General features: G+C 69.7%; 16 protein-coding genes. 8 read left to right on the forward strand and 8 right to left on the reverse strand.

The genetic code is table 11. The features are described 5' to 3' along the window. The first annotated feature begins 410 nt into the window (after nucleotides 1-410). Entirely contained in the window at nucleotides 411-2,843 is a 2,433-nt protein-coding gene (locus NNZ72_RS24520) for a ComEC/Rec2 family competence protein (protein WP_257318301.1), read from the forward strand. Here NNZ72_RS24520 and lexA read toward each other — a convergent pair. From lexA to NNZ72_RS24550, 6 genes are all read right to left on the reverse strand, one after another. Continuing rightward, nucleotides 2,834-3,544 carry a transcriptional repressor LexA gene (lexA, locus tag NNZ72_RS24525; protein ID WP_257318302.1) on the reverse strand — a complete coding sequence of 237 codons (711 nt, stop codon included), beginning with the start codon at nucleotides 3,542-3,544 and terminating at the stop codon, nucleotides 2,834-2,836. The genes NNZ72_RS24520 and lexA overlap by 10 nt on opposite strands. Before the next feature lie 73 nt (nucleotides 3,545-3,617). After that, the gene (locus NNZ72_RS24530; RefSeq protein ID WP_257318303.1) at nucleotides 3,618-4,844 is read right to left on the reverse strand and encodes a molybdopterin molybdotransferase MoeA; all 1,227 of its coding nucleotides are present in this window, start codon (nucleotides 4,842-4,844) and stop codon (nucleotides 3,618-3,620) included. Beyond that, nucleotides 4,844-5,329, reverse strand: a complete 486-nt coding sequence (gene moaC, locus NNZ72_RS24535) for a cyclic pyranopterin monophosphate synthase MoaC (protein ID WP_257318304.1) — start codon at nucleotides 5,327-5,329, stop codon at nucleotides 4,844-4,846. The genes NNZ72_RS24530 and moaC overlap by 1 nt, the downstream gene beginning before the upstream one ends. Further along, on the reverse strand, nucleotides 5,329-6,144 hold the full coding sequence (trpC, locus tag NNZ72_RS24540) for an indole-3-glycerol phosphate synthase TrpC (protein WP_257318305.1): 816 nt from the start codon (nucleotides 6,142-6,144) through the stop codon (nucleotides 5,329-5,331). Before trpC ends, moaC begins: the two co-directional genes overlap by 1 nt. Before the next feature lie 8 nt (nucleotides 6,145-6,152). Next, nucleotides 6,153-7,175, reverse strand: coding sequence for an anthranilate phosphoribosyltransferase (trpD, locus tag NNZ72_RS24545; RefSeq protein WP_257318306.1), 1,023 nt, complete (start codon nucleotides 7,173-7,175; stop codon nucleotides 6,153-6,155). 10 nt (nucleotides 7,176-7,185) lie between these two features. Continuing rightward, nucleotides 7,186-9,075, reverse strand: coding sequence for a peptidylprolyl isomerase (locus NNZ72_RS24550; protein WP_257318308.1), 1,890 nt, complete (start codon nucleotides 9,073-9,075; stop codon nucleotides 7,186-7,188). 278 nt (nucleotides 9,076-9,353) lie between these two features. Here NNZ72_RS24550 and NNZ72_RS24555 point away from each other — a divergent pair, with 278 nt between their 5' ends. From NNZ72_RS24555 to NNZ72_RS24575, 5 genes are all read left to right on the forward strand, one after another. Next, entirely contained in the window at nucleotides 9,354-11,000 is a 1,647-nt protein-coding gene (locus tag NNZ72_RS24555) for a Na/Pi cotransporter family protein (RefSeq protein WP_257318309.1), read from the forward strand. Nucleotides 11,001-11,286: 286 nt separating this feature from the next. Further along, the gene (glmU, locus tag NNZ72_RS24560) at nucleotides 11,287-12,666 is read left to right on the forward strand and encodes a bifunctional UDP-N-acetylglucosamine diphosphorylase/glucosamine-1-phosphate N-acetyltransferase GlmU (RefSeq protein WP_257318310.1); all 1,380 of its coding nucleotides are present in this window, start codon (nucleotides 11,287-11,289) and stop codon (nucleotides 12,664-12,666) included. A gap of 118 nt (nucleotides 12,667-12,784) precedes the next feature. Further along, the gene (gene glmS, locus NNZ72_RS24565) at nucleotides 12,785-14,611 is read left to right on the forward strand and encodes a glutamine--fructose-6-phosphate transaminase (isomerizing) (protein ID WP_257318311.1); all 1,827 of its coding nucleotides are present in this window, start codon (nucleotides 12,785-12,787) and stop codon (nucleotides 14,609-14,611) included. 37 nt (nucleotides 14,612-14,648) lie between these two features. Next, nucleotides 14,649-15,164, forward strand: coding sequence for a GNAT family N-acetyltransferase (locus NNZ72_RS24570; protein WP_257318312.1), 516 nt, complete (start codon nucleotides 14,649-14,651; stop codon nucleotides 15,162-15,164). A gap of 92 nt (nucleotides 15,165-15,256) precedes the next feature. Next, nucleotides 15,257-16,021 carry a DUF502 domain-containing protein gene (locus tag NNZ72_RS24575; protein WP_257318313.1) on the forward strand — a complete coding sequence of 255 codons (765 nt, stop codon included), beginning with the start codon at nucleotides 15,257-15,259 and terminating at the stop codon, nucleotides 16,019-16,021. On the opposite strand, the gene NNZ72_RS24580 is transcribed toward NNZ72_RS24575, so the two are convergent. Then, nucleotides 15,981-16,202: a hypothetical protein gene (locus tag NNZ72_RS24580; protein ID WP_257318314.1), complete on the reverse strand. Its 222-nt coding sequence runs from the start codon at nucleotides 16,200-16,202 to the stop codon at nucleotides 15,981-15,983. The genes NNZ72_RS24575 and NNZ72_RS24580 overlap by 41 nt on opposite strands. A gap of 120 nt (nucleotides 16,203-16,322) precedes the next feature. Then, nucleotides 16,323-18,428 (reverse strand): ATP-dependent DNA helicase RecG, encoded by a 2,106-nt coding sequence (gene recG / locus NNZ72_RS24585; protein ID WP_257318315.1) that lies wholly within the window; start codon nucleotides 18,426-18,428, stop codon nucleotides 16,323-16,325. A gap of 109 nt (nucleotides 18,429-18,537) precedes the next feature. Between recG and NNZ72_RS24590 the strand changes: the two genes are divergently transcribed. Next, nucleotides 18,538-18,843, forward strand: coding sequence for an FAD assembly factor SdhE (locus NNZ72_RS24590; protein ID WP_257318316.1), 306 nt, complete (start codon nucleotides 18,538-18,540; stop codon nucleotides 18,841-18,843). Beyond that, the gene (gene mfd / locus NNZ72_RS24595) at nucleotides 18,840-22,346 is read left to right on the forward strand and encodes a transcription-repair coupling factor (protein ID WP_257318317.1); all 3,507 of its coding nucleotides are present in this window, start codon (nucleotides 18,840-18,842) and stop codon (nucleotides 22,344-22,346) included. Before NNZ72_RS24590 ends, mfd begins: the two co-directional genes overlap by 4 nt. The last annotated feature ends 53 nt before the right edge of the window (nucleotides 22,347-22,399 follow it).

Raw genomic sequence — 22,399 nt, forward strand, 5'->3', positions numbered from 1 at the left:
GTAGAGCGTGCCGATGTCGATGACGTCCGGACCGATCGTCCCGGATCGGGTCGGCAGCTCGACTGATTTTCCACCGACCGATACACCCGCGCTTGTTCCTGTCATGACGGTCCTCCGTTGTTTCGTATAGGGCACAGGGCGTGCCGCGATCTTGAACGCGCCCGTTTTGCTAGCCCATTTAGCATGCCGTGCCAAGCGATACCAAAGGCGATTTGTGCGTTGCGAAAACGGCGTTCCGGCAACGCAATATCTACTGTTCCGAGCAAGTTGCAAGCAACCTTTGAGCGTAGCGCGCGAAATAGGGAGGGGGCATTCCTTTCGGCCGCCTTAGCGCTTGCGGCTCCTACTTTTGATTGCATTCCGCCGCGAGGGGCTGCACAATTTCCGCCTCGGGGGAGCGGGGTGTCGCGATGGCGGACACGGAGGTCGCGGAGGCAGGCGGCGCGCGCGAGGCGGATGCCTGGCGGCCTGCCGGCGTGGCGCCGCCGCCGTCGCTTCCGGCCGAAGCGAAGTCCCGCGCCGGACCCGTCGTCCGCCGCCTTGCCGCCCGCCTGCCGCGGCCGCGCTGGCCGGGCGAGGCCTTCGCGGAGGAACGCGCCCACGGCCATTTCTTCCTCTTCGTCCCGGTCTTCCTCGGCATCGGCGCGGCGCTCTGGTTCTCCGCGGCGGACGAGCCGTCGCCCGTCGCGGTCGGCCTCTTCCTGCTCGCCGTGGTGTGGCCGGCCTGGCGCCTGCGCCACCGGGAGGACTGGACGGCGCTTGCCGCAGGCGCGGCCGTCCTCGTGCCGGCCGGCATGCTGCTCGCCGCGGCGGAGAGCGCGCGGCTCTCCACCGTCATCCTCGATTCGCCGGTGACGACCCATGTCACCGGCCGCGTGCTGTCGCGCGAGAGCGACGAGCGCGGCGCGATCCGCTACCGCGTGGCGCTGTCGGCCACGCGCGAGCCGGTGTTGAAGCGGCCGCCCTCCGTCGTGACGCTGGTCGCGCGGAGCGCACACGAGCCGGTCGCGATCGGCGGCGGGATCGCGGGCCGGGCGCGGCTCGGCCCGCCCTCCGGCCCGGCGCTTTCCGGCCTCAACGACTTCGCCTTCGACGCCTACTTCGCCGGCACAGGCGCCGTCGGCTTCTTCTACCGCGCGCCGGAGGCCGTGGCGGCAACGGGGGAGGCGGGCCTCGAGGCCCGCATCCGCCAGAGGATCGCCGGATGGCGCACCGGCCTCACCGAGCACATCCGCGGCCGCATCGGCGGCGATGCCGGCGCGATCGCCGCGGCCCTCGTCACGGCCGAGCAGCGGGCGATCGGCGAGGAGACGGTCGAGGCGCTGCGGCAGGCGGGGCTCGCCCACGTGCTCGCCATTTCCGGGCTCAACATGGTGCTCGCCGCCGGCACCTTCCTGGTCGGCGCGCGCGGGGTGATGGCGCTGATACCGGGCTTCTGCGAGCGTTACTCGGCCAAGAAGATCGCCGCCATCGGCGCGCTGGTGATGGTGACGCTCTACATCCTCGTCTCGGGCGGGGCGATCTCGGCCGTGCGCTCGTGGATCATGATCGTCGTCATGCTCGTCGCCGTGCTCTTCGGCCGCAGCGCGATCAGCCTGCGCAACGTCGCGCTCTCGGCGATCGTCATCCTCGTCGCAACGCCCTCGGCCGTCACCGGGCCGGGCTTCCAGATGTCCTATGCGGCGACGCTCGGCCTCGTCGCCGGCTATGCGGCGCTGCGCGAGCGGCCCGTCCGGCACGAGCCGCCGAGAGGCCTGGTCGGGCTCGCGCGCGGCGGCCTCGGCCGCTTCTTCCGCGATCTGTTCCTCTCCTCGCTGATCGGCGGCGTGGCGACGCTGATCTATTCGATCGGCTATTTCCACCGCATCCCGGCCTACGGGCTTGCCGGCAATCTCGTCGCCATGCCGGTGATCGGCCTCGTCGTCATGCCCTTCGGCCTGGTCGCCATGCTGCTGATGCCCTTCGGGCTCGACGCCGTGCCCTTCGCCGTCATGGGGCAGGGGATCGACGCGATGATCGCGCTGTCGAAATGGGTGGCCGGCTGGAAGGGCGAGATCGTCACCGGCCGCATCCCGGCGTCCGCCTTCCTGATGATCGGCATCGGCGGCGGCCTCGTCTGCATCCTGCGCACGCGATTGCGCCATGCCGGCACCGGGCTCGTGCTCGCCGGCATCGCCATCGCCCTGTGGCCGGGCGGCGCGAAGCCGCCGGAGGTGCTGGTCTCGGAGGACGGCCGCCTCGTCGCGGTGCTGCGCGACGACAACGCCGCGACGAACCGCGCCCGACCGCCGGATTTCATCTACGCGCAATGGCGCCGGGCGCTACGGCTCGCCGACCACGTCGCGCCGCAGACGCGGCGAACGGAGGGCCTGCTTTCGGAGGAAAAGGATGCCGATGCGGGTACGGCGAAAAGGCCGCAACGCCGAAAAATCGCCGACCGCGCCAAGGCACGCGACGCGCTCGCCGCGGCCCTTGCGGCCGCGCGAGCGGAAGGGCGCTTCGTCTGCGAGGCGAAAACCTTCTGCGCCGCCGTCTCGCCGAGCGGCTGGCGCATCGTCGCCGTCGAGGAGCCGGCTTTCCTCGGCACCGCCTGCGACGGCGCCGATCTCGTGGTCGTCCCGATCCCGCTGCGTATCGAGGCCTGCCGCTCCGGCGCGCGCCTCGTCACCGCCCGGCACCTGCGCCGGACCGGCGCGCTGGAGATCCGCCCCGGCCGCGACGCCGCGGGATTCGCCGCGGCGGAGACCACGGCCGCCGTCACCACGCTGAGCCGCCCCTGGGCGCGCCACCGCACCTACGACTGGCGCAGCGGCCGCTCCGAGACGGCAGGGAATCAGTTGTAGCGCCGGATCAGGCCGACCAGCCGGCCCTGGATCTTGACGCGGTCCGGGCCGAAGATGCGGGTCTCGTAGGCCGGGTTGGCGGCTTCCAGCGCGATCGACGCGCCCTTGCGGCGGAAGCGCTTCAGCGTCGCCTCCTCGTCATCGACCAGCGCCACGACGATCTCGCCGGGGCTGGCGGTGCTGGTATTGCGGATGATCACCGTGTCGCCGTCGAGGATGCCCGCCTCGATCATCGAATCGCCCTTGACCTCCAGCGCATAGTGCTCGCCGCCGCCGATCATCTCGGCCGGCACGGTGATGTCGTGCGTGTTGTTCTGGATCGCGGAGATCGGCACGCCGGCGGCGATGCGGCCCATGACCGGCACGGAGACGGAGCCGACCATGTCGTCCTGCGGCTGCGGCCGCTGCGGGGCGGGGGGCTGGCTCCGGCCGCGGCTGCCCTCGATGACGGCGGGCGAGAAGCCCCGGCGCGGCTGTTGCGCATAGGCCTCCGGCAGCTTGATGACCTCCAGGGCGCGCGCCCGGTTCGGCAGCCGGCGGATGAAGCCGCGTTCCTCCAGCGCCGTGATCAGCCGGTGGATGCCGGATTTCGAGGCAAGCTCGAGCGCGTCCTTCATCTCGTCGAAGGACGGTGGAATGCCTGTCTCCTTCATCCGCTCGTGAATGAACAAGAGGAGTTCCTGTTGCTTGCGTGTCAGCATCGTCCTGTCACCCCAGAATCGCGAAACAAATCCAGAACGGAGCCTATCTGTTCCGCATGTGTTCCGCAAGGGGCTAAAATGCCGGGACGTCGCGCAGCAGGAGGATGTCGCAGGGCGCGCCCGCTTCCGCGGCCGGGGCCTCGGGCGGGCGGACGATGAGGGCGTCGGCCTCGGCGAAGACCTTCGTCATCGAGGAATCCTGCTGGGTGAAGGGCGTGGCCAGCAGTTTTCCGCCGGAACCGCGCGTCAGGCGGGCGCGGACATAGTCCTGGCGGGGGCCGTTCGCCGCGAGCGGCACGGCGGCGATGGCAGGGCGGCTACGGTCGAGCGCGGGCAGGCGGGCGAGGCGGCGCACCAGCGGCTCGAGGAAGAGGAGCGAGCAGACGAGGCTGGAGACGGGGTTTCCCGGCAGGCCGAGCACCTGGATCTCGCCGAGCCGGCCGACCATCAGCGGCTTGCCGGGGCGCATGGCGATGCGCCAGAAGTCGAGCTCCATGCCGGCCTCGGCGAGCACCGGCTGCACGAGGTCGTAGTCGCCGACCGAGGCGCCGCCGAGCGTCACCAGCACGTCGATGCCGCGCGCCTCCGCCGCCCTGACAGCCTCCAGCATGGCCTGCCGGTCGTCGGCGACGATGCCGAGGTCGATCGCCTCGGCGCCCGCCGCGCGCGCGATCGCCGCGACGCCGAAACCGTTCGAGGCAACGATGCGGCTCGGGCCGGGCTCCGTGCCCGGCGGCACCAGCTCGTCGCCGGTGGCGAGGATGGCGACGCGCGGGCGGGCATGGACGAGGACGTCCGCATGGTTCGTGGCGGCGGCGAGCGTCAGGCGGCCGGCGTCGAGCAGGTCGCCCGCCCTGAGTACGACCTCGCCTTCGTGGAAATCCTGGCCGCGCGGGCGGATGTGGCGGCCGAACGGCGTCAGGAAGGTCGTGCGGATGCGGCCGTCCGGCAGCACCTCGGCATCCTCCTGCAGCAGCACGGTATCGGCGAAGGCGGGCAGCGGCGCGCCGGTGAAGATGCGCACGGCCTCGCCGGGACCGGCGGTCCACTCGAAGGCGCGGCCGGCCGCCGAGACGCCTGCGACCGTCAGCACGGAACCGACCGCGGCGATGTCGGCATGGCGCACCGCATAGCCGTCCATCGCCGAATTGTCGAAGGGCGGATGCGTCAGCCGCGCGGCGAGGTCTTCGGCCAGAACGCGGCCGCAAGCGTCGTGCAGCGCCACGCGCTCGGTGCGCGTCACCGGCCGTGCGGCGCCAAGCAGGCGGTCGAGCGCCTCGGACACGGGAAGCAGCGCCATCAGGAAGCCTCTCCGCGCCGAAAATCGCCGGAGCGGCCGCCGGATTTCTCCATCAGCCGGATGCCGCCGATCTCCATCCCGCGGTCGGCGGCCTTGGCCATGTCGTAGATCGTCAGGCAGGCGACGCTGACGGCCGTCAGCGCCTCCATCTCGACGCCGGTGCGGCCGGTGAGCTTCGCCACCGCCTCGATGCGCAGCCCCGGCAGCGCGCGGTCCTCGCGGATCTCGACGCCGACCTTGGTCAGCATCAGCGGATGGCAGAGCGGAATGAGGTTCGCCGTCTGCTTGGCCGCCATGATGCCGGCAAGCCGCGCCGTGCCGATCACGTCGCCCTTCCTGGCGTTGCCGGCGAGGATCAGGTCGAGCGTCTCCGGCGCCATGCGCACGAAGCCCTCGGCGCGGGCGGTCCGCACGGTCTCGGCCTTGTCGCCGACGTCGACCATGCGGGCCTCGCCGGACGCGTCGATATGAGTGAGGCCCGCCATCACTCGGCCGCGAGCATGCCGGCGTCGCCGGTGAGCAGTTCCCGCGTCGCCGCCGCCACGTCGTCCTTGCGCATCAGGCTCTCGCCGACGAGGAAGGTCGAGATGCCGGCCGCGGCGAGGCGCTTGCAGTCGGCGTTTGTGAAGATGCCGCTTTCGCCGACGAGCAGCCGGTCCGCCGGCACCATGGCCGCGAGCCGTTCGGAGACGGCGAGGTCGACCTCGAAGGTGCGCAGGTTGCGGTTGTTGATGCCGACGAGCTTCGTCTTGAGCTTCAGCGCGCGCTCCATCTCCGCCTCGTCGTGCACCTCGACGAGCACGTCCATGCCGAGCGAGAAGGCGGCATCCTCCAGGAGGCGGGCGTCGTCGTCGGAGAGCGAGGCCATGATGAGGAGGACGCAGTCCGCCCCCCAGGCGCGCGCCTCCAGCACCTGGTAGCTGTCGAACAGGAAATCCTTGCGCAGCGCCGGAAGCGCGCAAGCCTCGCGCGCGGCCGTCAGGAATTCCGACGCGCCCTGGAAGCTCGGCGTGTCGGTGAGCACGGAAAGGCAGGCGGCACCGCCCGCCTCGTAGGCCTTCGCGAGCACCGGCGGGTCGAAGTCCGGGCGGATCAGGCCCCTGGAGGGGCTCGCCTTCTTGATCTCGGCGATGAGGCCGAAGGTGCCGGCCGCCTTCCTGTCGAGGAGGCTCGCGAGGAAGCCGCGCGGCGGCGCCTGGTCGCGGGCGCGCGCGCGCAGTTCCGCGGCAGGCACGCGCGCCTTGGCGGCGGCGATCTCCTCGCGCTTGTAGGCCTCGATCTTCTTCAGAATGTCGGTCATGGTCGATCCTACTCCGCCTGTGCTTCGTTGGAAACCGAAACGAGCCGTTCGAGCGCGCCGCGGGCGCGGCCGCTTTCGAGCGCCTCGCGGGCGAGCGCCATGCCGTCCGACAGCGTCTTCGCCCGGCCGGCGATGAGGAGGGCGGCCGCGGCATTGGCGAGCGCCACGTCGCGATAGGGCATGTGCATGCCGCCGAGCACGGAGAGGAGGGCGGCGGCGTTGTAGGCGCCGTCGCCGCCGCGGATGTCGTCGAGCGCCACCTGCGGCAGGCCGAAATCGGCGGGCGTCAGCTCGAAGGTGCGGATCTTGCCGTCCTCCAGCGCCGCCACCTGCGTGGTGCCGGTGGTGGTGATCTCGTCGAGGCCGGAGCCGTGCACGACCCAGACGCTTTCGGAACCGAGATCGCGCAGCACCTCGGCGAGCGGCGTGAGCCATTGCGGCGAGAAGACGCCGAGAAGCTGTCGCTTGACGCCGCCGGGATTGGAGAGCGGCCCGAGCAGGTTGAAGATGGTGCGCGTGCCGAGCTCGACGCGCGAGGGGCCGACATGCTTCATCGCCGGATGGTGGAGCTGGGCGAACATGAAGCCGAGGCCGGCCTCGCGCACGCAGCGGGCGATCTCGCCGGGCCCGATGTCGAGCTTCACGCCGAGGCAGGAGAGCGCGTCGGCCGTGCCCGCCCTGGAGCTCAGCGCGCGGTTGCCGTGCTTGGCGACCGGCACGCCGGCGCCGGCGGTGATGATCGCCGCGAGCGTCGAGATGTTGTAGGTGCCCGTGCCGTCGCCGCCCGTGCCGACGATGTCGATCGCGTCCTCCGGCACGTCCACCGGCAGCATGCGCGCGCGCATCGAGCCGACCGCGCCGTAGATCTCGTCGACGCTCTCGCCGCGCACGCGCAGCGCCATCAGGAAGCCGCCGATCTGCGAGGGCGTGGCCGCGCCCGACATGATGATCTCGAAGGCGCCGCGCGCCTCCTCGCGGTCGAGCGGCGTACCGGCGGCGACCTTGGCGATATAGGGTTTCAGGTCGGACATGCCGTCTCCTCTAGCGCGCGATGCTCTGCTCGGCGAGCGTCCGGTTGATGGAGACGCCGTAGGCGGTCTGCAGCGCGCTGACCATCTGGTCGAGGATGTCGTCGCCGCTGGCGCGGGCGACGGCGGCGATCTGCTGCTCGTCGTTGGCGAGCGCGTCGCCCGTCGCCTCGCTGTCGACCGCCGTCACCTTGAGGAGGATCTGGCCCTCGCCGTCGACGCCGGGCGTGGCGGCGACGTGGCCCACCGGGCCGGCGAAGGCGGCGGCGACGGCCGCCGGGCTCAGCACCGCGTCCTGTTCGCCGCGGTTGAGGCCGGTCTTCGTCTCGACGGCGATGCCGAGCTCCTCGGCGACGGCCGCGAGCGCCTCGCCCTTGCGCACGCGCTCGGCCAGTTCCTCGGCGCGGGCGGCGAGCGCCTGGCGCTGCTGCTCGGCCGTCCAGTCGGCGACGACGCGCTCGCGCACCTCGTCGAGCGTGCGGTCGCGGTCGGGGATGACGTCCAGCACCTCGAACCAGGCATAGCCGTCGCGCCCGACATTGACCGGCTGCGTCTCGATGCCGACGTCGGTCTTGAAGACCTCGGCGAGGAGGGCCGTCTCTTCCGGCAGGCCGGGGACCTCCTCGCCCTTCGGGTCGTTGCCCTGCGCGTCGACCGCCTCGACCGTCACGGCCTTGAGGTTGTTCTGCTGGGCGGCGTCGGCAAGGCTCAGGCCCTCGGCGCGGGCGTCCTCGATGCGGTCGTGCACGGCGAGGATGCCGTCGGAGGCCTCGGCGAGCGCGAGCTCGCTGCGCAGCTCCTCCTTCACCTCGTCGAAGGTCTTCACCGTCTCGGGGCGGATGTTCGTCACGCGCAGGATGACCGGGCCGAAGGCGCCGTCGACGACGGGCGTCGTGGCGCCGTCGGCCGTCACCGCGAAGGCGGCCTCGGCGAGCGTCTGGTCGGGGAAGCGCTCCTTCGTGAAGTCGCCGAGCAGCACGTCGTTCGCCGTCTTGCCCTCGGCTGCGACCAGCTCGTCGAAGGTGGTGCCGGCGGAAAGCTTCGCCGCCGCCGCGTCGGCGGCCGCGCGGTCCTTGAAGGCGAGCTGCTCGACGGTGCGCGTGGCGGGCGTGCGGTAGCGGTCCTTCGTCTTCTCGTAGTCCTCGCGCAGCGCCTCGTCCGTGACGGTGGAGGCGTCGGCGATGTCCTTCGGCTCCAGCGAGACATAGATGAGCTTGCGGTATTCGGGCGCGCGGTACTTCGCCTTGTTCTCCTCGAACCAGGGCTGGAGCACGTCGTCGCCCGGCGCCTTGACCGGGTCGATATTGGCGTTGCTGAGCAGCAGGTAGTCGAGCGTGCGCGCCTCGCCGCGGTACTGGCGCAGCGCGCTCACGAGCGCTTCCGGCGCCTTGTAGCCGTCGGACACGGCCTCGACGATCTGGGTGCGGATCGCCACCTGGCTGCGGTTGTTGATGTAGTCCTTCTCGTTGAGGCCGGCATTGCGCAGGATGGCGGAGAAGGCGAGGCGGTCGAACTGGCCGTTGGCGCCGCGGAAGGCCGGGTCGTCGGCGATCAGCCGGGCGAGGCGGCCTTCGGAAAGCCCGAGGTTCATGTCGCGCGAGAGCTGGTCGAGGGCGGCACCGGCGACGAGTTCGGCGAAGACCTGGTTCTCGACGCCGAGCGCGCGCGCCTGCTCGGCCGAAAGCCGCATGCCGAAGCGCTGCGAGAGCGCTGCGGCCTGGCGCTCGTAGGCGAGGCGGAAGTCGGTGGGCGAGACGGAGACGTCGCCGACGGTCACGACCGCGTTCGAGGTGCCGGTGACGATCGTGTTGGAAACGCCCCAGACCGCGAAGGATCCGACAAGGATGATGAGCAGGGCTTTGGCCACCCAGGTCTGGGAAGCGCGTCTCAGGGCGTCGAGCATCGTCTAAATGTCCTCACATGGCGGCCGGACGGCCGGAAACCGTCTCTTAAAGGAAAGTTCGCGGGAATTGAAGTCCGGGAAATCCGTCGCCGCAGGCGCGGTCCGGCAAGGCCGGCGCAAACGGGCAAGCGCCTGCCGGTTTCCTTTGCCGGCGAACGAAATTTTTCTGGAATTATCGGCGGATTGCCGCGTTTCGCACTACACTGCGGCCGCCGTTCGTGATCGGATGGCGGCGCGCCCGCGTCTCGGGCGGTGAGCGGCCAGGGAGTGCTTCAACCGTGTCATCCACGATCGTCATGATCAACCTGTTCGGCGCCGTGGCCCTGCTGCTGTTCGGCCTCGCCCAGGTCAAGGACGGCATGACGCGGGCCTTCGGCGTGAAGCTGCGCTCGGGGCTGGCGCTCGGCACGCGCGGTCCGGTCCGCTCCTTCCTCGCCGGCTTCGTCGCGACCGTGGCGCTGCAGAGCTCCACCGCGACCGCGCTGATGATCGCCTCCTTCGTCGAGCGCAACCTGGTGCGCGCCCGCATGGCGCAGATCGTGCTGCTCGGCGCCAATGTCGGCACCGCCGTGACGGCCTGGCTGGTGGCGACGGGCATCGAATCGATCTCGCCGCTCCTGATCCTTCTCGGCGTCGTCGTGCACAAGGCGGGCGCTTCGAGCGCGCGGCAGGGGCTCGGCTCGGCGCTCGTCGGCATCGGCCTGATGCTGCTCTCGCTGCATCTGCTCGGCCTCGCCACGGAGCCGATGCGCCAGTCGCCGGCGCTCGCCGCCTTCCTGACGCTGCTCGACGGTGCCTGGCCGGCCGCGCTCGCCTTCTCGACGGTGCTCGCCATCGTCTCCTCGTCGAGCCTCGCGATCGTCGTGCTCATCCTGTCGCTCTCCGCCATGGGCATCCTCTCGCCGGCGCTGACGGTCATCCTCGTGCTCGGCGCCAATCTCGGCGGCGCGGTGCCGCCCGTCATCGCCACGCTCGGCGCGCCCGCCTCGGCGCGGCGGGTGACGATCGGCAATCTCCTCGTGCGGGCGATCGGCTGCCTCGTCGCCCTGCCGTTCGCGGCACAGATCGCCGAAGGGCTCGCGCTCCTGCCCGTGCCGGCCGCCAAGCTGCCGGTCGACGTGCACCTCGCCTTCAACATCGTCGTGGCGCTCGTGCTCTGGCCCTTCTCCGGCCTGCTCTCGCGGCTGATGGAACGGCTGGTGCCGGAGGAGAAGGCGGCAGACACGGGGCCGAAATATCTCGACGACGCGGCACTCTCGAACCCTGTCGTGGCGCTTTCCGGCGCCACGCGCGAGGTGCTGCGCGTCGGCGATCTCATCGAATCGATGCTGATCCGCGCGATGCGCGCCTTCGACGGCAACGACCTCGGCCCGCTCAAGGACATCGGCGCGCTGGAAAGCCAGGTCGACGGGCTGCAGCAGGCAGTGAAGCTCTATCTCTCCCGCCTCGGCCGGCAGGGCATCACCGGCGAGAACGCCGCCCGCTCCATCGTCATCATCGACTATGCGATCAACCTCGAGCATGTCGGCGACATCATCGAGAAGGGCCTGCAGGAGCAGGTGCGCAAGAAGATCGCCAACGGGCTGAAATTCTCCGAGGACGGCTACCGCGAGCTCTGCAACCTGTTCAACCTGACGATCGAGAACCTGCGCATCGCCCAGACGATCTTCGTCACCCGCGACGCCGACCTCGCGCGCCAGCTGATGGAGGTGAAGGTGGACGTGCGCCGCATGGAGAAGGAATCCTCCGAGCGGCATCTCGCGCGCCTGCGCGACGGCCGGCTCGACAGCCTGCAGACCAGCTCGCTCCATCTCGACATGCTGCGCGACCTGAAGCGCATCACCGCCCATCTCGTCTCCGTCGCCTATCCGATCCTCGACGAGAGCGGGCTGTTGTCGGAAAGCCGGCTGCGCAGCGCGGAGTAGAAGCTGCCCCACGCAACGGCCATGGTTCGGGAAGACGGTGCGGCAATCCCCCTTCTCCCCGCCGGGGAGAGGTCGCGGCAACGGGATGAGGGGGTGTCGTAGGCAAGATACGGCAAGCTGACGCCCTCATCCGGCCCTTCGGGCCACCTTCTCCCCGGTGGGGAGAAGGGGAAACACGCGGGGAGAAGGCCGCGGCAGCGGGATGAGGGGCCTTACAATTCCCTTTGTCTGGGTATCGGGCTTTTTGCTAAGGAACGGCACGATACGAACAACGATGGGGATTCTCATGACCACCGACCGGACGACACGCACGTGCCTTGCCGTCATTCTCGCGGCGGGCGAGAGCACGCGGATGAAATCGTCGCAGTCGAAGGTCCTGCATCCGGTCGGCAACCGGCCGATGATCGCCCATGTGGTCGCGGCGCTTGCCGGGGCCGGCATCGCCGACGTGGCGCTGGTGCTCGGCCGCGACGCGGAGAAGGTCGAGGCGGCGGCGCGGCTGCCGGGCGTCACGGCCTCCGTCCATGTCCAGACCGAACGGCTGGGAACCGCGCATGCCGTGCTCGCCGCCCGCGAGGCGATCGCCAAGGGTTATGACGACGTCCTCGTCGTCTTCGGCGACACGCCGCTGATCACCGCCGGCCCGCTTGCCGCCGCCCGCGAGGGGCTCGCCAGGGGCGCGGACGTCGTCGTCATAGGCTTCACCGCCGCCGACCCGACCGGCTACGGCCGGCTGATCGTCGAGAACGGCGACCTCGTCGCCATCCGCGAGCACAAGGACGCAAGCGAGGCGGAACGGGCGATCACCTGGTGCAACGGCGGCCTGATGGCGATCGACGGCAGGAAGGCGCTCGACCTCATCGGCCGCATCGGCAATGCCAACGCCAAGGGCGAATACTATCTCACCGACATCGTCGAGGTGGCGCGCGCCGCAGGCGGCCGGGCGGTCGCAGTCAGGGCGCCCGAGGCGGAGCTCACCGGCTGCAACACCCGCGCCGAGCTCGCCGTCATCGAGCGGCTCTGGCAGGAGCGCCGCCGGCACGCGCTGATGCTCGACGGCGTGTCGATGGTCGCCCCCGAGACCGTGTTCCTCTCCTGGGACACCGAGATCGGCCGGGACGTGACGATCGAGCCGAACGTCGTCTTCGGCCCCGGCGTCACGGTCGAAGGCGGCGCCGTCATCCATTCCTTCTCGCACATCGAGGGTGCGCACGTGTCGGCGGGCGCCGCGGTCGGCCCCTATGCGCGGCTGCGGCCCGGCGCCAATCTCGGCGAGGGCGCCAAGGTCGGCAATTTCTGCGAGGTGAAGAAGGCGGAGATCGGCGCCGGCGCCAAGGTCAACCACCTGACCTATATCGGCGACGCGGAGATCGGCGCCCGGACGAACATCGGCGCGGGCACGATCACCTGCAATTACGACGGCATCAACAAGCACGTGACGAGGATCGGCGCCGACGCCTTCATCGGCTCCAACTCGTCGCTCGTGGCGCCCGTCTCGATCGGCGACGGCGCCTATGTCGCCTCCGGCAGCGTCATCACCGCCGACGTGCCGGCCGATGCCGTCGCCTTCGGCCGCGCGCGGCAGGAGAACAAGGAGGGCCGGGCCGTCGCCGTGCGCGAGCGCAACCAGGCGCTCAAGGCCGCGCGCAAGAAGGCGGCGGAGTAGGGCTTTCCGCCTGCGCGCACATTAACGCTGGCAACGGAAAGTGAGTGCGGGAGAGTTGCACCGCAACGGAAAATCTCTACCAAGAGGGCATTGAAGGCCTGATTGCGCGGAGCGGAAGATGTGCGGGATTGTCGGTATCGTCGGAAACGGCCCGGTGGCGGAGCGTCTGGTCGACGCGCTGAAGCGGCTTGAATACCGCGGCTACGATTCGGCCGGCGTCGCCACCCTCGTCGACGGCCGGCTCGACCGCCGCCGCGCCGAGGGCAAGCTCGTCAACCTGGAGAAGCGCCTCGCCGCCGAGCCGCTCGCCGGCAATATCGGCATCGCGCATACCCGCTGGGCCACGCACGGCGCGCCGACCGAGGGCAACGCGCATCCGCATTTCGTCGACGGCGTCGCCGTCGTGCACAACGGCATCATCGAGAATTTCTCCGAGATCCGCGACGAGCTGACCGCCGAAGGCCGGACCTTCACCACCGAGACGGACACCGAGGTCGTCGCCCAGCTTCTGGCGAAATACCGCCGCGAGGGGCTCGGCCGGCGCGAGGCGATGCATGCCATGCTGCGCCGCGTCACCGGCGCCTATGCGCTCGCCGTGCTGTTCGAGGACGACCCGTCGACGATCATGGCCGCCCGCAGCGGCCCGCCGCTCGCCATCGGCTACGGCAAGGGCGAGATGTTCCTCGGCTCCGACGCCATCGCGCTCGCGCCCTTCACCAGCGAGATCGCCTATCTGGTCGACGGCGACTGGGCGGTGATCGGCCGCGACGGCGCCTTCGTCTTCGACATCGACGGCAATCGCGTCGACCGTCCGCGCCAGATCTCGTCGGCCTCCGCCTATCTGATCGACAAGGGCAATCACCGCCACTTCATGGAGAAGGAGATCCACGAGCAGCCGGAGGCGATCTCGCACGCCCTCGGCCACTATGTCGATTTCCTCGCCCACAGGGTGAAGCCGGTCGCGGGAGGCATCGACTTTGCCGCCGTGCCGAGCCTGGCGATCTCCGCCTGCGGCACGGCCTATCTCGCCGGCCTCGTCGGAAAATACTGGTTCGAGCGCTATGCGCGCCTGCCGGTCGAGATCGACGTCGCCTCGGAGTTCCGCTACCGCGAGATCCCGCTCAACCCGGCCTCGGCGGCGCTCTTCATCTCGCAGTCCGGCGAGACGGCCGACACGCTCGCCTCGCTGCGCTACTGCAAGGAGCACGGATTGAAGATCGGCGCCGTCGTGAATGCGCGCGAATCGACCATCGCCCGCGAGTCCGACGCCGTCTTCCCGATCCTCGCCGGCCCGGAGATCGGCGTCGCCTCGACCAAGGCCTTCACCTGCCAGCTCGCCGTGCTGGCGGCGCTTTCGATCGGCGCGGGCCGGGCGCGCGGCACGCTCACCGAGGCCGAGGAGAAGCATCTCGTGCGCCATCTCGCCGAGATGCCGCGCGTGATGGCCGGCGTCCTCAACACGATCCAGCCGGCGATCGAGCAGCTGTCGCGCGAGCTGTCGAAGTGCAAGGACGTGCTCTATCTCGGCCGCGGCACCAGCTATCCGCTCGCCATGGAAGGCGCGCTGAAGCTCAAGGAGATCTCCTACATCCATGCCGAGGGCTATGCGGCGGGCGAGCTCAAGCACGGGCCGATCGCGCTCATCGACGAGAACATGCCGGTGATCGTCATCGCGCCGCACGACCGCTTCTACGAGAAGACCGTGTCGAACATGCAGGAGGTGGCCGCCCGCGGCGGCCGCATCATCCTCATCACCGACGAGAAGGGCGCGGCGGCCTCGAAGCTCTCGACCATGGCGACGATCGTGCTGCCGAACGTCGACGAGATCATCGCGCCGATGATCTATTCGCTGCCGATCCAGCTCCTCGCCTATCACACCGCCGTGTTCATGGGCACGGACGTCGACCAGCCGCGCAACCTCGCCAAGTCGGTCACGGTCGAATGACGGTGTTGCTTGCGGACAGAGGGGGTATGGCGCGACGATGCCCGACCGCCGCCGGATGACCCTGCTGCGCCACGAGATTCCGGCCGACATCGACGCCATCCGCGCGCTGACGGAAGAAGCCTTCCGCTCGGCGCCGCATGCCGACGGCACGGAGCACCTGATCGTCGACCGGCTCAGGGCGGCGGGCGCGCTGGCGCTTTCGCTCGTCGCCGAGATCGACGGCGCGGTCGCGGGCCACGTCGCCTTCTCGCCGGTCACCGTCTCGGACGGCCGCGCCGGCTGGTACGGGCTCGGGCCGATCGCGGTTTCGCCCGCGCATCGGGGCAGGGGCATCGGCAGCGCGCTCGTCCGGGCGGGCCTGGCCCATCTGCGGGCGAGGGGAGCCGCCGGCTGCGTGCTGCTCGGCGATCCCGCCTGGTACGGCCGCTTCGGCTTTGCCGCCGGCCCGGCGCTCCGGCTCGAAGGCGTGCCGCCCGCCTATTTCCTGTATGTGGCGTTTTCACCGGTTTACGGCGAGGGAACCGTTTCCTATCATCCCGCCTTCTACGGCTGAGCGCCCTCCCACGCTCGCCGGAGCATTTCCAGCAAAGGTGCGAAGCGGTCTTGCGTTCGGAAATGCGTGGGAAGCAGGGTATCTGGATAGCCATGACGATCGAAATCGCCCCGAGGCAGTCGCTTGCGACGCGGCTGCGCAACAATTTCCTGACCGGCCTGGTCATCTGCGCGCCGGTCGCCATCACCATCTGGCTGACCTGGACCTTCATCCACTGGGCCGACAGCTGGGTGAAGCCCTATATTCCCGAGCGCTACAACCCGGAAAGCTACCTGCAGTTCGCGATTCCGGGCTTCGGCCTGCTGACGGCGATCGTGCTGATCACGCTCGTCGGCTTCCTCGGCAAGAACCTCATCGGCCGCTCGATCGTCGAATTCGGCGACTCGCTGTTCAACCGCACGCCGCTGGTGCGCACGGTGCACAAGAGCCTGAAGCAGATCTTCGAGACGGTGCTGAAGGACAAGGGCACGTCCTTCACCAAGGCGGCGATGATCGAGTATCCGAGCGCCGGCCTCTGGTCGATCGTCTTCGTCGCGACGGACGCGCGCGGCGAGATCGCCGTGAAGTTCCGGGCGATGGGCAGGGACATGGTCGCCTGCTTCCTGCCGCCGACGCCGTTCCCAACGGCGGGCTTCCTGGTCTACGTGCCGCGCGAAAAAATCGTGCCGCTCGACATGAGCGCCGAGGACGCGGCGAAGCTCATCATCTCCGTCGGCCTCGTCACGCCGCCGGAGGAAACCGTCCATACGCTGGCGGACAAGCGCGCGGCCAGAAGGCGCGCCCGGGGCGCCGCCTCTTCGCCGTCGTCCGCTGAGCCTATTCCGAAACCGGAGCCTCCTGCTCCTCCTTCAGAATGAGCTCGTCGCCCGTCGTGGCGGCGGGAAGGCGGGCCTGCTTGGGCGTCGTCTTCACGCTGGCCGTGGTGATGGTGCGGTCGATGTCCGCTTCCGCGGAGGTCTTGTCGTGCCAGGCGCAATCCGCAAAGGCGGCCGACGCGGACAGACTGAGCACTGCTGCGATTGCGAGAACTGTCTTCATGGCATTTCTCCAAGGTTCGCGTATGCCTTGGTACTATGCGCCTTCTGCGGGAATTGACGAAATCACGATTTCGTAACGGTTCAAGGCACGTCCGGCAAACGGGCGGCTTGCGTCGATGCGCTATCCGGCGCGCAGGAAGCGGATCGCCTCGTCGCGGCGGTAGAGGTAGAGGAGCGTGCGGATGGCCTGGCCGCGTTCGCCCATCAGGTCCGGGTCGCGCTCCAGGATATAGGCCGCGTCCTTGCGGGCGGTCTCGAGGAGGTCGCCGTGCGCCTCCAGGCTCGCGACGAGGAAGCCCGGCGTGCCCGATTGCCGCGTGCCGAGGAGCTCGCCCTCGCCGCGCAATTTCAGGTCCTCCTCGGCGATGCGGAAGCCGTCCTCGCTCTCGCGCAGGATGGAGAGCCGCGCCCGCCCTGTCTCGCCGAGCGGCCCCTTGTAGATGAGGATGCAGCTCGACGCCTCCGCGCCGCGCCCGACCCGGCCGCGCAGCTGGTGGAGCTGGGCGAGCCCGAAGCGCTCGGCATGCTCGATCACCATGATCGAGGCGTCCGGCACGTCGACGCCGACCTCGACCACGGTCGTCGCCACCAGGAGCCGCGTCTCGCCGGTCTTGAAGGCGAGCATGGCGGCGTCCTTCTCCGCCCCGCTCATGCGCCCGTGCACGAGGCCCGCCGCATCGCCGAAAACGCTCTTCAGCGTCGCATGCCGCTCCTCGACGGACATGAGGTCGCTTTCCTCCGTCTCCTCGACCAGCGGGCAGATCCAGTAGGCCTTCCTGCCCTCGGCGAGCGCCGCGCGCAGCCGGTCGACGATTTCCCCCGTACGCTCCTGCGGCACGACGACGGTCTGGATCGGCTTGCGGCCGGCGGGTTTTTCCGTGAGCTTGGAGACGTCCATGTCGCCGAAGGCGGCGAGCACCAGCGTGCGCGGGATCGGCGTCGCCGTCATCACCAGCATGTGCGGGGAGATGCCCTTCGCCGTCAGCCGCAGGCGCTGGTGCACGCCGAAGCGGTGCTGCTCGTCGACGACGGCGAGCACGAGGTCCCTGTAGGCGACGTTGTCCTGGAACAGCGCGTGCGTGCCGATGACGATCTGGGTCTCGCCGGAGGCGATGCGGTCGAGGATCGCGTCGCGCTCGCGACCCTTGGTGCGGCCGGTGAGCACGTCGATGGCAACACCCGCCGGGGCCGCCATGCGTGAGAGCGTGGCGAAATGCTGGCGGGCGAGGATTTCCGTCGGTGCCATCAGCACGGCCTGCCCGCCCGATTCGACGGCGGCGAGCATCGCCATCAGCGCGACGGCCGTCTTGCCGGCGCCGACATCGCCCTGCAGCAGCCGCAGCATGCGCTGCTCGCCGGCCATGTCCTGCAAGATATCGGCGATCGCCGCGTTCTGGCTGTTGGTGAGCGAGAAGGGCAGGGCGTCGATCACCGGACGGCTCATGAGGCCCGTCGCCTGCACCGGCCGGCCGGTGACCTTGCGCAGCTTCTGCCTGACCAGCGCGAGAGAAATCTGCCCGGCGAGGAACTCGTCATAGGCGAGCCTGCGCCGCGCCGGGGCCTGCGGGTCGAGGTCGGTCTCGTCACGCGGGTCGTGCAGGCGGCGCAAGGCGTCGGCGGCGGGCGGAAAGCCTTGCCGTTCGGCGAGCGCCGGATCGATCCATTCCGGCAGGTCCGGCACGCGCGCCACCGCCGCCTCGACGGCTTTGCGCAGCACCTTGGCCGAAAGCCCGGCGGTGAGCCCGTGCACCGGCTCGACCAGCGGCAGGGTCTCCGCCTCGGCAAGCGGCACCATGTAGTCGGGATGGACCATCGAGGCGCGGCCGTTGAACCAGTCGACCTTGCCGCTCACCACCACCGTCTCGTCGACGGGCAGCGCCTTTTCCAGCCAGTTGCCCTTGACGTGGAAGAAGGTGAGCGCCAGTTCCCCCGTCTCGTCGTGCAGGAAGACGCGGTAGGGCACGTTCGAGCGGGCGGTCGGCGGCGGCTGGTGGCGGTCGACGCGGCCGGTGATGGTGACGATCGTGCCGGCCGGCGCGTTGGCGATGCCCGGCTGCCGGCGACGGTCGACGATGCCGTGCGGGACATGGAAGAGGAGGTCGACGACGCGGCAGTCCTCCAGGCTCTCCTGGCCGAGCAGGCGCGCGAACAGTTCGCCGAGCCGCGGCCCGATGCCGGGGAGCGAGGAGAGGGGCGCGAAGAGCGGATCGAGAAGGGCAGGGCGCATCCGGGGCAAAATCACCAAAGATGACGGCTTTGGCAAGGCTGACAAGCCGTCTTCACCGGTTTATAGAAGCGCCCGACAGGCGATGCAGAAAAAGGCGAGGCAAGCGATCATGACGGGAACGACACGTTCGAGCGCCGGGATCGACCCGCGCCGCAAGCGCATCCTGTTCCGCTGCTGGCACCGCGGCATCCGCGAGATGGACCTGGTGCTCGGCGCCTTCGCCGACGCGGAGATCGCCTTGCTGAGCGACGCCGAGCTCGACGCGCTGGAGCGCATCATGGCGGAGGAGGACGCCGACCTCATCAAATGGGTGACGGGCGAGGCGCCCGTGCCGGAGGCCTATCGCGACGGCCTCTTCCCGCGCATCGCCGCCTATCGCCCCGATTTCTCGCCCCTTTCCGGTTCCGACGCATGATCCCGGGTTTTTCCGCCGAGACGATCGCCGCCGCCGGCATGCCGCTCACCATCGGCGCCGTGCCCTCCGGGCTGGAGCCGCTGGTCCTGGCCGAATTCGCCCGCAGGACCGGCCCCGTCGCCTATGTGCTGTCCGACGGCCAGCGCATGGCCGATCTGGAGCAGATGCTGGGCTTTGCCGCCCCCGACATACCGGTGCTGACGCTGCCCGGCTGGGACTGCCTTCCCTATGACCGCGTCTCGCCGAGCGCGGAAGTCTCCGCGCGCCGGCTCTCCGCGCTCTCGGCGCTGATCGCGCACGCCAAGAAGCCGCATCCGGCGATCGTCCTCGTCACCGTCAACGCCATGCTGCAGAAGACGGCGCCGCGCGCCGTCCTCGAAAGCCTTGCCTTCTCCGCCCGCCCCGGCAACCAGGTCCGCATGGACGACATCGCCGCGAGGCTGGAGCGCAACGGCTTCGATCGCGTCGCGACGGTGCGCGAGGTCGGCGAGTTCGCCGTGCGCGGCGGCATCCTCGACGTCTTCGTGCCCGGCAGCGCCGAGCCGCTCAGGCTCGATTTCTTCGGCGACACGCTGGAGAGCATCCGCGCCTTCGATCCGGCAAGCCAGCGCACCACCGGCCAGGCCCGCTCGCTCGACCTCAACCCGATGAGCGAGGTGACGCTGACGCCGGAGACGATCTCGCGCTTCCGCACGCAGTATCTCGCGCTGTTCGGCGCGGCGACCCGCGACGACGCGCTCTACCAGGCCGTCTCCGAGGGGCGCCGCTATGCCGGCATGGAGCACTGGCTGCCGCTGTTCTACGACGGGCTGGAAACGGCCTTCGATTATCTTGCCGGCTTCCGTATCGTCACCGACCATACCGTACGGGAGGCCGCCGCCGAGCGCTCGAAGCTTGTGCGCGACTACTACGACGCCCGTGTGGCCTCGGCGACGCCCGGCAAGGGACAGGTGGCGCAGGCCACGCCCTACAAGCCGGTGCCGCCGGGCCAGCTCTATCTCGACGCCGAGCGCTTCTCGCGCGATCTCGACGAACGCGCCGCGATTCGGCTTTCGCCCTTCAACGAGCACGAGGGCGAGGCGCGCCATGTCGTGACCGTCGAGGCGCGCGCCGGCCAGCGCTGGGCGCGCTCTGCCGGCAGCGAGGAGGCCGAGCGCGTCAACGTCTTCGACCAGGCCGTCAAGCACATCGCCGACAGGCGGGCTTCCGGCGCGAAGGTGCTGATCACCGGCTGGTCGGAGGGCTCGCTCGACCGGCTGCTGCAGGTCTTTGCCGAGCACGGGCTCGGCAATGTCGTGCCGGTCGCCGATCTCTCGGCCTTGCGCAAGCTGAAGTCCGGCGAGGCGGGTGCCGCGGTGCTCAGCCTCGAAAGCGGCTTCGAGACGGGCGATCTCGTCGTCATCGGCGAGCAGGACGTGCTCGGCGACCGCATGGTGCGCCGCGCCAAGCGCCGCAAGCGCGCCGCCGATTTCATCACCGAGGTCGCCGGCCTCGACGAGGGCTCGATCGTCGTCCATGCCGAGCACGGCATCGGCCGTTTCGTGGGCTTGCGCACCATTGAGGCGGCGGGCGCGCCGCATGCCTGCCTCGAATTGCGCTATGCCGACGACGCAAAACTGTTCTTGCCGGTGGAGAACATCGACCTCCTCTCGCGCTACGGCGGCGAGGGGACGGACGCGATCCTCGACAAGCTCGGCGGCGTCGCCTGGCAGGCGCGCAAGGCCAAGCTGAAGAAGCGCCTGCTGGAGATGGCGGGCGGGCTCATCCAGGTCGCTGCCGCGCGCCTCGTGCGCCACGCGCCGGTGCTGACGGCGACCGAGGGCGTCTATGACGAGTTCGCCGCCCGCTTCCCCTATGACGAGACGGACGACCAGGCGAACGCCATCGAGGCGGTGCGCGAGGACCTCGCCGCCGGCCGGCCGATGGACCGGCTCGTCTGCGGCGACGTCGGCTTCGGCAAGACGGAGGTGGCGCTGCGCGCCGCCTTCATCGCCGCGATGAACGGCGTGCAGGTGGCCGTCGTCGTGCCGACGACGCTGCTTTCCCGCCAGCACTACAAGACCTTCGCCGACCGGTTCCGCGGCCTGCCGATCCGCATCCAGCAGGCCTCCCGCCTCGTCGGCGCGAAGGAACTGGCGCTGACGAAGAAGGAGCTCGCCGAGGGCAAGACCGACATCGTCGTCGGCACGCACGCGCTGCTCGGAAGCTCGATCAAGTTCGCCAATCTCGGCCTGCTGATCATCGACGAGGAGCAGCATTTCGGCGTCAAGCACAAGGAGCGGCTGAAGGAGCTGAAGACCGACGTGCATGTGCTCACACTCTCGGCGACGCCGATCCCGCGCACGCTGCAGCTCGCCATGACGGGCGTGCGCGAGCTGTCGCTGATCACCACGCCGCCGGTCGATCGCATGGCGGTGCGCACCTTCATCTCGCCCTTCGACCCGCTGGTGATCCGCGAGACGCTGATGCGCGAGCACTATCGCGGCGGCCAGAGTTTCTACGTCTGTCCGCGCGTCAGCGACCTTTCCGAGATCCACGATTTCCTGCGCCAGGACGTGCCGGAGCTGAAGGTCGCCATCGCCCACGGGCAGATGCCGGCGACCGAGCTCGAGGACATCATGAACGCCTTCTACGAGGGTCGCTACGACGTGCTGCTCTCGACCACCATCGTCGAATCCGGCCTCGACGTGCCGACGGCGAACACGATGATCGTCCACCGCGCCGATATGTTCGGCCTGGCGCAGCTCTACCAGTTGCGCGGCCGCGTCGGGCGCTCGAAGGTGCGCGCCTTCGCGCTGATGACGCTGCCGGTCAACCGCACGCTGACGGGCACGGCCGAACGGCGGCTGAAGGTGCTGCAGTCGCTCGACACGCTCGGCGCCGGCTTCCAGCTCGCCAGCCACGACCTCGACATCCGCGGCGCCGGCAACCTGCTCGGCGAGGAGCAGTCCGGCCACATCAAGGAAGTGGGCTTCGAGCTCTACCAGCAGATGCTGGAAGAGGCGGTCGCCGAGATCAAGGGCGACGAGGAGATCGTCGATTCGGGCTGGTCGCCGCAGATCTCCGTCGGCACGCCGGTGATGATCCCGGACGACTACGTGCCGGACCTGCACCTGCGCCTCGGCCTCTATCGCCGCCTCGGCGAGATCACCGAGCTTGCCGACATCGACGCCTTCGGCGCCGAGCTGATCGACCGCTTCGGCCCGCTGCCGCTGGAGGTGCAGCACCTCCTGAAGATCGTCTACATCAAGTCGCTCTGCCGGGTGGCGAACGTGGAGAAGCTCGACGCCGGGCCGAAGGGCGTCGTCGTGCAGTTCCGCAACAGGGAATTCCCGAACCCGGCCGCACTGGTCGGCTATATCGCCAAGCAGGGAACGCTCGCCAAGATCCGGCCCGACCAGAGCCTGTTCCTCGCCCGGGATTACCCGACGCCGGAGAAGCGGCTGACTGGCGCGGCACAGGTGATGACGCAGCTCGCGAAGCTGGCGAAAGAGGCAGCCTAATGGTTTTGTCAAGCTGCATGTTTGAAGTTTGGGCTGAAGGGGGTTCTTGTCTG

It is taken from the genome of Shinella pollutisoli (assembly GCF_024609765.1).
GTDB lineage: Bacteria > Pseudomonadota > Alphaproteobacteria > Rhizobiales > Rhizobiaceae > Shinella > Shinella pollutisoli.

Excerpts from the sequence above, each read along its gene's own strand:
- NNZ72_RS24520 (WP_257318301.1), top strand. The coding sequence starts at position 411 with ATGGCGGACACGGAGGTCGCGGAGGCAGGCGGCGCGCGCGAGGCGGAT.
- NNZ72_RS24550 (WP_257318308.1), bottom strand. The coding sequence starts at position 9,075 with ATGCTCGACGCCCTGAGACGCGCTTCCCAGACCTGGGTGGCCAAAGCC.
- trpC (WP_257318305.1), bottom strand. The coding sequence starts at position 6,144 with ATGACCGACATTCTGAAGAAGATCGAGGCCTACAAGCGCGAGGAGATC.
- moaC (WP_257318304.1), bottom strand. The coding sequence starts at position 5,329 with ATGGCGGGCCTCACTCATATCGACGCGTCCGGCGAGGCCCGCATGGTC.
- glmS (WP_257318311.1), top strand. The coding sequence starts at position 12,785 with ATGTGCGGGATTGTCGGTATCGTCGGAAACGGCCCGGTGGCGGAGCGT.
- NNZ72_RS24590 (WP_257318316.1), top strand. The coding sequence starts at position 18,538 with ATGACGGGAACGACACGTTCGAGCGCCGGGATCGACCCGCGCCGCAAG.
- NNZ72_RS24575 (WP_257318313.1), top strand. The coding sequence starts at position 15,257 with ATGACGATCGAAATCGCCCCGAGGCAGTCGCTTGCGACGCGGCTGCGC.
- glmU (WP_257318310.1), top strand. The coding sequence starts at position 11,287 with ATGACCACCGACCGGACGACACGCACGTGCCTTGCCGTCATTCTCGCG.
- NNZ72_RS24570 (WP_257318312.1), top strand. The coding sequence starts at position 14,649 with ATGCCCGACCGCCGCCGGATGACCCTGCTGCGCCACGAGATTCCGGCC.
- recG (WP_257318315.1), bottom strand. The coding sequence starts at position 18,428 with ATGCGCCCTGCCCTTCTCGATCCGCTCTTCGCGCCCCTCTCCTCGCTC.
- trpD (WP_257318306.1), bottom strand. The coding sequence starts at position 7,175 with ATGTCCGACCTGAAACCCTATATCGCCAAGGTCGCCGCCGGTACGCCG.
- mfd (WP_257318317.1), top strand. The coding sequence starts at position 18,840 with ATGATCCCGGGTTTTTCCGCCGAGACGATCGCCGCCGCCGGCATGCCG.
- NNZ72_RS24580 (WP_257318314.1), bottom strand. The coding sequence starts at position 16,202 with ATGAAGACAGTTCTCGCAATCGCAGCAGTGCTCAGTCTGTCCGCGTCG.
- NNZ72_RS24530 (WP_257318303.1), bottom strand. The coding sequence starts at position 4,844 with ATGGCGCTGCTTCCCGTGTCCGAGGCGCTCGACCGCCTGCTTGGCGCC.
- lexA (WP_257318302.1), bottom strand. The coding sequence starts at position 3,544 with ATGCTGACACGCAAGCAACAGGAACTCCTCTTGTTCATTCACGAGCGG.